14 protein-coding genes and 1 pseudogene are annotated in these 12,485 nt (G+C 43.8%); all 15 read left to right on the top strand.

Annotated features, from left to right (window positions below):
- Nucleotides 1-76: 76 nt before the first annotated feature.
- Nucleotides 77-895: pseudogene (malQ, locus tag DSM107010_RS34270) on the top strand (4-alpha-glucanotransferase); the annotation flags it as partial.
- 396 nt (nucleotides 896-1,291) lie between these two features.
- Nucleotides 1,292-1,975 (top strand): DJ-1/PfpI family protein, encoded by a 684-nt coding sequence (locus DSM107010_RS34265; protein ID WP_015154221.1) that lies wholly within the window; start codon nucleotides 1,292-1,294, stop codon nucleotides 1,973-1,975.
- A gap of 38 nt (nucleotides 1,976-2,013) precedes the next feature.
- A complete protein-coding gene (locus tag DSM107010_RS34260) occupies nucleotides 2,014-2,841 on the top strand; it encodes a type 1 glutamine amidotransferase domain-containing protein (protein WP_015154220.1) in 828 nt (275 codons plus the stop codon).
- A 79-nt stretch (nucleotides 2,842-2,920) separates the two neighbouring features.
- A complete protein-coding gene (locus DSM107010_RS34255) occupies nucleotides 2,921-4,630 on the top strand; it encodes a thiamine pyrophosphate-binding protein (protein ID WP_106166599.1) in 1,710 nt (569 codons plus the stop codon).
- Nucleotides 4,631-4,669: 39 nt separating this feature from the next.
- Complete coding sequence (locus DSM107010_RS34250; RefSeq protein WP_015154218.1) at nucleotides 4,670-5,119, top strand: hypothetical protein; 450 nt, start codon at nucleotides 4,670-4,672, stop codon at nucleotides 5,117-5,119.
- 136 nt (nucleotides 5,120-5,255) lie between these two features.
- Complete coding sequence (locus DSM107010_RS34245; RefSeq protein WP_015154217.1) at nucleotides 5,256-5,633, top strand: nuclear transport factor 2 family protein; 378 nt, start codon at nucleotides 5,256-5,258, stop codon at nucleotides 5,631-5,633.
- Between the two features lie 62 nt (nucleotides 5,634-5,695).
- The gene (locus tag DSM107010_RS40585; protein WP_199317086.1) at nucleotides 5,696-6,514 is read left to right on the top strand and encodes a nuclear transport factor 2 family protein; all 819 of its coding nucleotides are present in this window, start codon (nucleotides 5,696-5,698) and stop codon (nucleotides 6,512-6,514) included.
- 36 nt (nucleotides 6,515-6,550) lie between these two features.
- Nucleotides 6,551-7,006 (top strand): VOC family protein, encoded by a 456-nt coding sequence (locus DSM107010_RS34235; RefSeq protein ID WP_015154215.1) that lies wholly within the window; start codon nucleotides 6,551-6,553, stop codon nucleotides 7,004-7,006.
- A 208-nt stretch (nucleotides 7,007-7,214) separates the two neighbouring features.
- Nucleotides 7,215-7,940: an SDR family oxidoreductase gene (locus tag DSM107010_RS34230; protein ID WP_015154214.1), complete on the top strand. Its 726-nt coding sequence runs from the start codon at nucleotides 7,215-7,217 to the stop codon at nucleotides 7,938-7,940.
- Between the two features lie 371 nt (nucleotides 7,941-8,311).
- Nucleotides 8,312-9,025: an NHLP leader peptide family RiPP precursor gene (locus DSM107010_RS34225; protein WP_106166593.1), complete on the top strand. Its 714-nt coding sequence runs from the start codon at nucleotides 8,312-8,314 to the stop codon at nucleotides 9,023-9,025.
- A gap of 88 nt (nucleotides 9,026-9,113) precedes the next feature.
- The gene (locus DSM107010_RS34220) at nucleotides 9,114-9,686 is read left to right on the top strand and encodes a (2Fe-2S)-binding protein (protein ID WP_106166601.1); all 573 of its coding nucleotides are present in this window, start codon (nucleotides 9,114-9,116) and stop codon (nucleotides 9,684-9,686) included.
- Nucleotides 9,683-10,798, top strand: coding sequence for an XdhC family protein (locus DSM107010_RS34215; protein ID WP_106166594.1), 1,116 nt, complete (start codon nucleotides 9,683-9,685; stop codon nucleotides 10,796-10,798). Before DSM107010_RS34220 ends, DSM107010_RS34215 begins: the two co-directional genes overlap by 4 nt.
- A 3-nt stretch (nucleotides 10,799-10,801) precedes the next feature.
- Nucleotides 10,802-11,416, top strand: coding sequence for a nucleotidyltransferase family protein (locus DSM107010_RS34210; RefSeq protein ID WP_015154210.1), 615 nt, complete (start codon nucleotides 10,802-10,804; stop codon nucleotides 11,414-11,416).
- Between the two features lie 10 nt (nucleotides 11,417-11,426).
- Nucleotides 11,427-11,585 (top strand): hypothetical protein, encoded by a 159-nt coding sequence (locus DSM107010_RS39030; RefSeq protein ID WP_158631941.1) that lies wholly within the window; start codon nucleotides 11,427-11,429, stop codon nucleotides 11,583-11,585.
- 665 nt (nucleotides 11,586-12,250) lie between these two features.
- On the top strand, nucleotides 12,251-12,445 hold the full coding sequence (locus tag DSM107010_RS34205) for a hypothetical protein (RefSeq protein WP_241994451.1): 195 nt from the start codon (nucleotides 12,251-12,253) through the stop codon (nucleotides 12,443-12,445).
- Nucleotides 12,446-12,485 lie beyond the last annotated feature (40 nt).

The raw sequence follows: 12,485 nt of genomic DNA, 5'->3' as shown, positions 1-12,485 counted from the left end.
GACATCAAGCGATTGCTAAGTTTTATCATTACAAACGTCGCCTTTCCCAATCGCTCAGCTATCTACAACTGTAGTACTAGATCCAGCGACAGGTGAACCAGCACTGATGGCAGGAACACCACCAGATTACTTCAGTGCTACAGGACAACTGTGGGGCAACCCAGTCTATAACTGGGAAAATTTACAGCGGGAGAACTTCGAGTGGTGGTTGCAACGCTTCAGATCCATTCTTCACTATGTAAACTTAATTCGCATTGACCACTTCCGAGGCTTCCAGGCTTTCTGGGCAGTGAAACAAGGCGAAACCACTGCCATGAATGGAGAATGGATTGAAGCCCCCGGAGAAGCTTTCTTTAAGGCACTTAACGACAAGCTAGGTCACTTACCGATTATTGCTGAGGATTTGGGAACGATTACACCCGAGGTGGAGGCGTTGCGCGATCGCTTTGAACTTCCTGGGATGAAAATTTTGCAATTTGCCTTTGGCGACGGCACGCAAATAGAAAAACGCTTTTTACCGTTTAGTTATTCACACAATTGTGTCGTTTACACGGGGACTCACGATAATGACACGACTGTAGGCTGGTTTAACCAGTTGTCAGAACAAGCACGAGCAGCCGTCCGGTTTTATTTGGGTTGTACGAGTTCGGAGGAAATTCATTGGGATTTAATTCGCTTGGCGCAAAGCTCTGTTGCAGATCGCGCAATTACCCCCCTTCAAGATATTTTGGGATTAGGTACGAACTCTCGCATGAATTTTCCTGGTAAAGCAGTAGGAAACTGGGGTTGGCGATATCAACAGTCTAATTTAACGCCACAACTGCGCGATCGCCTCAAAAAGATCGCTGAAACTTACGGTCGAACCTCTATTCTTCAAATTTCTGACTACAAATAATGACACCTCACAAATTTCCCATCGTAGCTACTTTAATACTTTTTGTGCTAGCCGGATTATTAGCATATTTCGCCCCTCTTCCCAATAGAAATACTTCTAAGGGTATTGTGTTCGGCAGGCATTAATTAAATACAGCTCCATTTAAGGTTAAAAATAAGTAGCTGTATTTCTGGCAATATGTCTCTATTAAAAATGTAAATCTTTCACAAAAAAATAGAGATTTTCTATGGAAGCTCAGTACAAAGCAAAGTCAAAAAAAATATGAACTTACTACAAAAATTCAACCGTTTCCTCTGAGCTTTGTACTCGATAAAATGAAATTGAACTACTAAACATTCGATCTCGCTACAATTATCCAGTCAATAAATAAGCACAAAACAAGGACATCTAACTAACATGATACCCAGATCCCTTGGAGGTAAGAAAATCGCGGTTCTTCTCGAAAGTGAATTCATTCCTGAAGAAATTGAAGCGTACCAGCAACGCTTTTCGGAACTAAAAGCAACGGTGCATTTAATGTCTAGGCTTTGGGGTCAACCAAGCGTCCGCTTCTTCAGCGATGAAGATACAGGTGCTACACCTCGAACTATAGAAGTGGATATCGATTTTCAAAATGTCGATCTTAACGACTACGCGGCTGTGATCATGTCTGCCAATTACACCAGCGTGCGTCTGCGTTTCTTCCAACCACCTGAGGGTCAACCAATCGGTGGCGAACAAGTTCGCACTTCGCCAGCAGTGCAATTTTATGCTAAAGCTATGGCGAATCCTAAGATTGTAAAAGGGGCGCTCTGTCACGGATTGTGGATATTAACACCAATGCCAGAGTTACTTAAAGAACGACGAGTGATCTGTCATGAGGTCGTGCTTGCAGACATCATGAATGCTGGTGCAATTTACGAACCCTCACCCACAGGGGTAGTTGTAGATGACGATCTTGTTACTGGTCGATCGCGACACGAAGTATATCCATTTATAGACGCTATTACCGAACGAATCCAACAAATTTCCTCAGCGACAAATCTCTTCTCAACCAAAAAAACTGCTACTCCCCTTGCAAGAGCAAGAGCTGCTAGCTAACTATTTCAAAAACAAATTCACATGCAGGAGATGATTCTATGAGAAAAATACTGACAATTCTGTCAGAGTACGGCTACTGGGGTGAAGAACTAGTAGGTCCTCTGGAAACCTTTGATGCAGCAGGATACCAAGTTGACTTTGCAACTCCGACTGGTAAAAGACCAGTGGCGCTTCCTCCCAGCTTAGATCCTACTTTCGTTGACCCTCCTTTAGGTCGGGCAGTCGTATCTGAGGAGATGGCGGAGAAAGTCAAGCGATTAGAAGATCCAAAGAATCCTCGGCTAGATAATCCGATCATTCTGTCAGAATGGTTGCCCGATCGCCCTTATTGGAGTGCTGAAAAGTTTCTGCGAGAAATGGAAGCCTACAACAACGCGATCGACGAGGTGCAGCAGGATCTAGTGCAATATGATGCTCTGTTGATCGTAGGTGGTAGCGGTCCAATCGTCGATTTGGTCAACAACCATAGAGTCCATGACCTGATTCTCGGTTTTTACAAGCTGGGTAAACCGATCGCTGCGGAGTGCTATGGCGTAACTTGTCTGGCTTTTGCTCGCGACCTGGTAGAACGCAAGAGTATTATTCGAGGTAAACACGTCACAGGTCACTGTAAAGAATATGACTACTTAGATGGAACTGGGTTTGTTGGTAGCGATCTTAATATGGGTCCACCTCCCTATCCCTTAGAGTATATCCTCAGTGATGCAACAGCTCCAGATGGAGAATATCACGGTAATTTTGGCAGAGAGATTTCTGTAATTGTGGACTATCCATTTATCACGGGACGGTCTACCGCAGATTCTTACACAACTGGTCAGAAGTTAGTAGAAGTCCTAGAGAAAGGGCTAAGACGGTATGGATGGTAAATCTCTAAGCGATTTCTGGCTTTGTAATAACTGCGCGATCGCTACCAGCAAATAGATTATGCCCAAGAAAACGAAAATTATGGCTAACAGAAATGGGCGCTTTGCGATTATAGAACAACTGCTTGCAGATGGCATACAATACATGTTCGGCAACCCTGGCACAGTCGAGCAGGGATTTCTGGACGCTTTAAGTCACTACGAGCCTGAATTCAAATATGTCTTTGCCTTGCAAGAGACGATTGCAGTAGGTATGGCTGATGGCTATGCCCGTGCCACCAAAAAACCAACAATTGTGCAACTACACAGTGGTGTTGGATTGGGAAATGGAATTGGCATGATGTACCAAGCGATGCGCGGTCATGCGCCACTAGTCGTGCTAGCTGGTGAAGCAGGCATTATGTACGATGCAATGGATGCTCAGATGGCATCTGACCTTGTGAGCATAGCCAAGCCCGTGACTAAATGGGCTACGCGGGTTGTCGATCCTGCTTCTCTTTTACGAGTTTTGCGTCGGGCAATTAAGATTGCTGGTACACCACCAATGGGTCCTGTCTTCGTTAGCCTGCCAATGGATATCCTTGATGCTCCTAATGAAGAAGAAGCGATCCCAACTTCTTTCCCAATCGCGCGAGTCACCCCCGAACCAGAACAGATCGAACGAGCCGCAAGTATACTAGCTACTGCAACCAAGCCTTTAATTGTGGTAGGTGACGGCGTGGCTTTTTCAGATGCTCAAGCTGAATTAATCCGCGTTGCCGAACTAATTGGCGCTCAAGTATGGGGAGCAGATTCATCGGAACCAAACATGAGCGCTACCCATCCTCTATTTGGAGGATTGCTCGGGCATATGTTTGGCGAAGTTAGTCGCCGCATCACCTCCCAAGCAGATGCAGTGTTAATTTGCGGTACTTACGTTTTCCCTGAAGTCTTTCCTGTACTCTCTGATGCTTTTGCTCCCAATGCAAAAGTGATTCACATTGATTTAAATGGTTATGAGATTGCAAAAAATTTCCCAGTAGATCTCGGGCTGATGAGCGATCCGAAAACTACCCTTGCAGCTCTAGGTACAACCTTGGAATCAATGATGACTCCCGAACAGCAGCAGGAAGCATTTCAAAGATCTATTCGGATAGCTGAAGCTAAAAAGCAGCAATTAACGGCTCAGCTTGAGGCTGATAAAGCTGTCTGCGACTCAGTACCTTTGCATCTGTCGCGTTTTACACGAGACTTGGCTCAGCACATACCACCAGATACGGTAATCTTCGATGAAGCAATCACTAACTCTGAAGAACTTTGTCGTTACATTCCCCCTACAACTTTGGGATATTATTTTCAAACGCGGGGTGGTTCCCTTGGTGTTGGTATTCCAGGTGCAATTGGTTTAAAGCTGGCTAATCCAGATAAGACGGTTATTGGTTTCACTGGTGACGGTGGCAGTATGTACACCATTCAGGCATTGTGGACTGCTGCACATCACAACATTGATGCTAAATTTGTCATCTGCAACAATCACAGTTATCAAATACTCAAGCTCAATATTATGCAATATTGGCGCGAACGAGGAATTGCAGAACACGATTTTCCAATTTCTTTCACCATAGGCAATCCAGACATCCGTTTTGATGAGTTAGCGCGGGCTATGGGAGTTCAGTCTATACGGGTTGAACAGCCTGACGAGATCGAATCAGCCATCCAGAAAGCATTAGCTTACAATGGACCCTTCTTAATTGACTTAGTACTGACCAATGAGGTTGCAGGCTCAAAAATTGGTGTTAAGTGCGGTCAATAGCAAACCAGTGTTTCTACATAATCATCGAGAGGAAAAACCATGACATTAAGCAAGATCGCAGCTCTATCTCAAGTTGAAGTACAGCAATTAGCAGCGGATTGGTATTCAAAGTTAGACGTTCACGCACCACTTGAGGAATATATCCCCATGTTGGCTGAGCAAGGCTCAGAAATGTGCTTTCCTGAAGCAACTGTCTACGGCTTTGATGGATTTAAAGATTGGTACGAGCGCGTGATTGGTATTTTTTTCGACGAAGTTCACACCTTAAAAAAAGTTCAAGTGACTCCCAAAGGAGATAAGGCTGATGTCAAAGTGGTGGTGAAATGGGAGGCTAGTGTGTGGAATCCACCAGCAGCAAAAAGCGATCGGATTACTCTAGATGCTTACCAAACTTGGGTAGTGCAGCGATCGCCTCTGACAGGAAAAGCAGTCATTGAGACGTATATTGTAGACTCTCTTGATTATTATGAGGGGTCTGCTCGGCTTTAAGGCAAAATTTTCTACTTCCATCATCAGCATCCGCGATCGGTGGAAGTGGAATTTTCAATAGAAGAGTGTCATAAGAGATAATTTCTCGAACTATTTCATCAATCCAGTTTAACTGCAAATCAAAAGAGGTCAGACAATGGTAACTTCAACAATTTCTCCTGGGCGCAAGTTTTTCAATACCCATCTAGAGACGATCGCAGCCGGAAAAGTCGATGAGATGGTAGATAGAGATTACACGGAAGACGCTGTGTTAATCACCTATTTCAACGGCTTTGCTGACATGCCCGCACCAATTACAATTCAAGGTCGTGAAAACATTAAACAGTTTTTTCATAAATACATGAAAGCGATCGGTCATATCGATCTCAAGTCGCTTGATTTTACTGAGACTGAAGATACTATTTTCTTCCAGGCTAATTTCAATAACGATCTTGGTTCAGTGAATGCTGGAGATGCTTGGATGATGCGCGACGGCAAAATTGCTTATCATTTTGGTTTTTGGATTTGGGCTTAGTCTGAGCCATACTCTGTTCCTAAAACTTGCTTGCGTTCTCATCTCCTGCATAAAGGATTACTATGAAAACACCAATGGAACAACTGCTATTGTCTCCGATGAGCAAGCTCTACAAAGAGCATATCGGTTTCATTAAAGCAAAAAATGTTGAAGGATTGCTCGACCAGTATGCCGAAGATCTTTTACTAATTAGTACCCTAACTGAAGATCGCCAGCCGCTCTATATCCGTGGGCGACAGCAGCTCAAGGAATTTTTTGAAAGCCGCATCTTCAGTTTAGAAGATTTGGAAGTCTCGCTGAATCAGTGGGCAGAGACTGAGAATACGCTGATGATGGTAGAAAGTCTCAAAACTCGCAGCACTAGCGGTGAGGTCGGCAATGTTGAATTCTACGACAATTGGTATTTGCAAAATGGTAAGATTGCTATTCACTTTGCTGGAGTCATTCAGTATCCAGATAGCACGTATGCTAATGCAGGAAAGGTCGGAGCAATTCCTGCATCTCCTTTAGGTAAGCTCTATAAAGAGCATATTGGTTTTATCAAAGCCAAGAATGTCGAAGGATTGCTCGACCAGTATGCCGAGGATCTGCTACTAATTAGTACCCTGACTGAAAATCGCCAGCCGCTCTACATCCGTGGACGACAACAGCTCAAGGAGTTTTTTGAAAGCCGCATCTTCAGTTTAGAAGATTTGGAAGTCTCGCTCAACCAGTGGGCAGAGACTGAGAATACGCTGATGATGGTAGAAAGTCTCAAAACTCGCAGCACTAGCGGTGAAGTTGGTGAAATGAGTTTCTACGATAATTGGGTATTGCGTGATGGCAAAATTGCCGTTCACTTTGCTGGTGTCGTTCAATATCCCGATGGGTCATACGCATAAATACGTTTTTGTCCAGCTTTAGTAAGGATCTAAGTTATGGCTTGGCTCAAATTTTCTCAGATGGCAATCAGCTGCCAAGATCCAATTGCAACTGAAAAATTTTACACGAAATATTTCGGCTTCCAACGCGCTCGGGTCGCACCACTTGGCAAGGAACAGATTGTGTTTCTGAAATTGGGTGATATGTATCTTGAGCTGATTCAAGCAAAGGAAGAATCTCCTGCTTACCAGATTCGTAACGATGGACCCGCCTACCCAGGCTGGCGACACCTGGGCTTTCAGGTCGATAATGTCGATGCTAAGCTAGCAGAAATGGGTAAGGATGCCAAAATTTCTCTAGGACCGCTCAACTTTGATGAGTTTATCAGTGGATGGCGATCGGTTTGGATTACCGATCCAAACGGTAACATTATCGAAATTAGTCAAGGATACACCGATCAGGATAATCCGCCGTCTTTAGAGGCGAATGAAGAAGTTGCTTCTATTTACTGAAAATATAAACACTGGCACATAAGAGCAAGATAGTCAAATCAAAAGATTGTCAACTTGCATCGAAATTTCGATCCTTGCGTCAGTGTTTTTTAGTCCCTAAGCTGAAAGGCATTCTAACGAAGAATCAGAGCTTGCTTTGAGCTACTCAAGAGATGTAGGCACACTACATGAGCATCAGTTGATTTAGTTAACAGTAAAAGGAGCCACTATGGATTTACAAAATAAAGTAGCAATTGTTACGGGAGCCAGTAGCGGCATTGGAGCGGCGATCGCCAAGAGTTTAGATGCGGCGGGGATGAAGCTGTTGATTACAGCGCGATCGCCAGAAAAACTGGCAGAACTCGCCGCTCAAATGAATAATGAAACGGCGATCGTACCAGGAGAGATAACTGATTCTGAATTGCCACAACACTTGGTTGATGTAGCTTTAGAAAAATTGGGTCGTCTGGATGTTGTCATCAACAACGCAGGTGTAATGCATATGATGTCAATTGAGGATGCAGACATCGAAGCTTTGTGTAAAATGATTCGGATTAATTTTGAGGCTGTAGTGCGAATGAGCTACGTAGCACTGCGGCATTTTAAGCAACAGGGTAGTGGCTATATCATCAATATGTCTAGTATTTCTGGACTGAAAACGACTCCCAAGTTAGCGGTTTATGACGGTACTAAACACGCCTTAGAAGCTTTTACTGATTCCTTGCGGATGGAGTTGGCTGGTTCTGGTATTGGTGTTGCCACAGTTGAGCCTGGTGCAGTTGCTACTAACCTGTACGACTCTTGGAAATCGCGTGGGATGAAAGGTTATGACGAGCTGGTGCCAAACCCACTTCAAAGTGAGGATGTGGCTCGTTGCGTTCGATTTATTCTAGAGCAACCAGGTAATATTCTGATCCCTAGACTTTTAGCTGTACCAGTAGCTCAGCCAGTGTAGGTGGACTTTTACTGGTATCAACAAAAGCAGTAGGGTCTGTTTTAAAAGGTTGTAGTTTTATAAGTAGGTGAGAGTAATGCTAATATTTCTCACCTTTTAAGTATCTGGTATGTGTCAAAATTAACTTTTCCACAGGTATTTTATAGGATTTATAGGGCAAAGAACAAGTAAAATAATTATTTTTACTCTATATTTAAAGCTATTAATTTATAAAACTTTATTAACTAATAGTCATTAAATAGAAATAATAAACAGCAAAATAATTCTAACATTAAACAAAATAAAAGTCCTTGCTCTTAAATAATTTAACCGATAAATTTAAAACATAGAGTTTCACCCTTACAAATAAGGAAGAGAAACGAGAATAGACAATGAAAGCAAGTACTAACTTTACAGATATTCTAACTCAATTCCCTCAAGTTAGAACATTGTGGTCGAATGTAAATGTTACAGATTTTGGACCTTACTACGAAGCTTTACAAGCACGACTAATTGACCGTGTTTGGCATGATGAATTACTTAAGCAAGAAATACTGATCGATCCAAAAGCCGTTTTTGAAAGAGAATCAGATATTACATTTCCTGCGAATGTAGAAGTTAGAGTTTTAGAGGAACCTGAGGATACATTTTACTTTGTGATTCCTGCAACTCCGCGAGCAGAAGAGCAATGGTATCGGTACGAACAACTTGCTACTTGGTGGATGTTGGGTCATACTTGGTGGACGACATACTATTATCTTTGCGGTGCTGAGAAAGCCAGAGCTTACAGAGAGAGCTTGCAAGCATTGTGGATCGCTCGTATTTGGACAAATGAGGCTTTCCATGAGAGAATTACATCTAATCCAAAAGCTACGTTTGAAGCAGAAATGGGAGCAGTCTTTCCTCCCAATTTGAAGATTCAATCCCTACAGGAAACTTCAAATCTCATTTATTTTGTACTACCTAAAAACCCGCAAGTTAATCAACTAGACGAAAATTCTACGATGGGACAGTGGTGGCAAGTATCCCATACATGGTGGTGGTGGTTGGTTAATTTACGTTTCCGGCAGCCAGCAAAGAACACGGTGACAGGGATAGTTAGCTGAACGAAAAGCTGTTTTGCTATGTCGATCGCTTCTGCGTCTCATTTTTAGAAAAACACATTTTCAGAAAAACAATTTTATGCAAAATCTTATGCAAACTGTCATCAAAGTCAACGGCAAACAGTATACGACAGATGTTGAGCCACGGTTGCTACTTGTAGATTTTCTCCGCGATATTCTAAATCTAACGGGAACAAAGAGTGGCTGCGATACGGGACAGTGTGGTGCTTGTACAGTAATGCTGAATGGCGTATCAGTCAAAAGCTGTACAGTCTTAGCAGTTCAAGCTGATGGTAGCGATGTCATGACGATTGAAGGCGTTGCTCAAAACGGTCAACTTAGTGCATTGCAAGAAGGTTTCTGGAACATGCACGGGCTACAGTGCGGTTACTGCACGCCAGCTATGATTATGTCACTCATGGATTTATTACAAAATAACCCTAAACCTAGCGAAGCAGAAATTCGAGATTGGCTGGATGGTGTCTTTTGCCGCTGTGGTGTCTATCCAAACGCCGTTCGCGCCGTACATTATGCTGTAGAAAAAAATGCTGTAGAAAAAATGCAGATGGAATCTGTAACAGCTAAGCCGGAAACCGTAACGGCTCATGACTGTTTACCAATTGCGCGAACAGCTAATGTACCCCTAAAGGCAAAAAGTCAATGAGGAACGTTGTTGCTGATATCAAACGCTGGTGGAATCAGGGTGACTCTGTGGCACTAGCAACTGTTGTCTGCACTCAAGGCTCAAGTCCCAGAGAACCTGGAGCTGTCATGGCTGTATCGAGTAGCGGCGAGGTCGCTGGTTCTATCAGTGGCGGGTGCGTTGAAGGAGCAGTCGTTGAGGAAGCACTAGCAGCGATCGCGCTGAATCAGCCACGGCTATTAACATATGGAGTGGCTGACGAACTGGGCTTTGTGGTTGGTTTGACCTGTGGAGGCACTATTCAAGTTTTCGTGGAACCCCTCATGCAAAAGTGCTTTGGGAGCGAGCTGCCAATGAATTTTGTCTTTGATGCCATCTGCAAAGCATCAGAGCAGCCTATAGCACTCTGTACGTTAGTTGAGGGGACGAATGTTGGAGCTAAGATGTTAGTGACCGATCGCGGTGCGATCGCTGGTTCTCTTGGCAACGCAGAGCTAGACCAGGTGGTGTCTCGTAACGCTCAAAGGCTGTTAACTCAGGGATGGAAAAACTTGAGCTACTACGGTGCTAACGGCGAATGCGGGCAGGCGGATGTGGCAATTTTTATTGAGTCCTTTGTACCCCAACCGCACTTCATTGCGATCGGGGCTGTTGATTTTGCGCGATCGCTTTGCAAGCTAGGTAAGATATTAGGCTACCGAATAACCGTATGTGACGCTCGGTCTCGCTTTGCCACACCAGCACGCTTTCCTGAAGCTGACGAGATCGTGGTGAACTCGCCCGGTCAGTATCTGCAAAGCATCCAGATAGACGCTCGTACCATTATTACCGTACTCACTCACGATCCTAAGTTTGATGTTCCTGCGCTCATAGCCGCAGTACGAACACCAGCAGCTTACATTGGCGCGATGGGAAGCCGCAAAGCCACCGCAGATCGAATTCGTCGTCTGAAGGAAGCTGGACTCACTGAAACTGAACTGGCTCGGATTTGCGCCCCAATTGGGCTAGACATTGGTGCTAACTCTTTAGAAGAGACGGCTGTGTCAATTATGGCTGAAGTTATCGCGCTTAAGAGTGGACGTAGCGGCTGTAGGCTTTCTCAGACCCAACAAAAATCAATTCACGTCAAGTAAGACATGGGACAGGTTGCTATTGCTATCCTTGCTGCTGGTAGAGGTTCTCGGTTTGGCGGGAATTTTCCTAAACCTTTAGCAATGTTTAGGGGGCGATCGCTAGTTTCCTATGCTCTTAAGGCTGCTGATGATAGCGGTCTTGCCCCAATTTTACTTGTCGTCGGTTACAATTCCCAGCAAGTAGCCGCCGCAGCCTTACCAGGAGTGAGTATAGTACATAACCTACAATGGCAAAGTGGAATTGCTTCAAGTCTAAAACAAGCTCTGTGGATGTTAGAGCCGAATAAATCTATTGATGCTCTCTGTATTGGACTTGCCGACCAACCATTCGTGACGGCTGCTTGTTATCGTCGTCTCGTAGCTGCATACCATGAAGGAGCTTCTTTTGTTGTAGCTACCTATGAAGGATCTCGGCGCAACCCCGTCCTCCTTGCTCGTTCGTTGTGGTTTGATGCCATGAAACTTGAGGGGGATGAAGGAGCCAGACAGTTGATGCGAGTTTACTCAGTTGTGGAAGTCAGTTGCGATCGCATCGGTAATCCACATGATATCGATACTAAGGACGACCTTCAACAATTGGAATCTGAAGTGATTTCCAAGCACCGGACAGAGGGTTAAGCTCTGAACGATGCAATCAATAGACCTCCTGCATGAATCAAAAAATCATGGATGTCATTCTGTTGGCGAAGCCTTCCCGAAGGGTACGCAACGCAGTGTAGTGAAGAATCTCCCAGATGTTTCGCTTCGCGTGTGGATGACAATTCAAGTATTCACGCAGGAGGTCTAATGATACTAACCTAGAGTATAGAGGCGTGCTTCAGCACGAGTAAAGTGCTTTCCTAGTTTTTGCCCAAAAAGCTTTCAGCACACTACTCTGTTGGGAGAGTGCTTCTAACGCCACACCTGTTGCAAACGACTTACGACTTCACACATGGCAGAATAATTTCGCATTTAAAAATGTCCCTACTGAGAGGGATGGTTAGGGTTCATTAAGACAAAATATTTTGCCTAAAAAGAATATGATGTCTGCTCAGCACCGATTTTTGCAACACAACCCCGGAATTAAACCCATATCAATAATGTCTGATTTTGTTCCAAGTTTTTCACTTTTTTAGCTCTAAGCTAAGGTATCAAATTCAACATTCAAGTAACTGTAGTGACTATTAAGACAAAGAAACTTACAAACAGAACGGATTTCATGCCATAGCTTAGTTGTCAACGATTGCACGTACTACTTAGTTGGCTCTCCGAGCTTCTGGTAGTACGATGGCACAAACTAAAAGTAAGTAACCAAAATGCTACCTCAAGTAAAAAATGATTCCAAATCATTAATTCAATTTCATAAATCTTTATGAGAACGGTAATGCAATTAAGTCAAGCAATAGGTCTATTACGCATGTTTTCAACAATAGTAATTCTAGAACTTAGTACGTATTCAGAAAGGAATTAGAGATGGTTAAGATCGCTTCTCCAGCCGCTAATTTAGATCTTCGCGCACCTATCTTTACAACCTTAAGTAAGGGAATTGGTGTAGATTGGGTGCAACGCATCATACTAGTTTTAGTAGATTACATACTTCTATCTCTGGCATGGCATACCACCCAGACTCGAATGGCACTAAGAAAAGCGAAAAGTAAGGTGTGTTAAGCATTACAAGCGTTAATAGCAGAGAGGTGGGCAGGGGGAT

The organism is Chroococcidiopsis cubana SAG 39.79 (assembly GCF_003991895.1).
In the GTDB taxonomy this organism is placed as follows: domain Bacteria; phylum Cyanobacteriota; class Cyanobacteriia; order Cyanobacteriales; family Chroococcidiopsidaceae; genus Chroococcidiopsis; species Chroococcidiopsis thermalis.
Note: the sequence above shows the minus strand (reverse complement) of the source record. Positions and strands in the feature narration are given on the sequence as shown.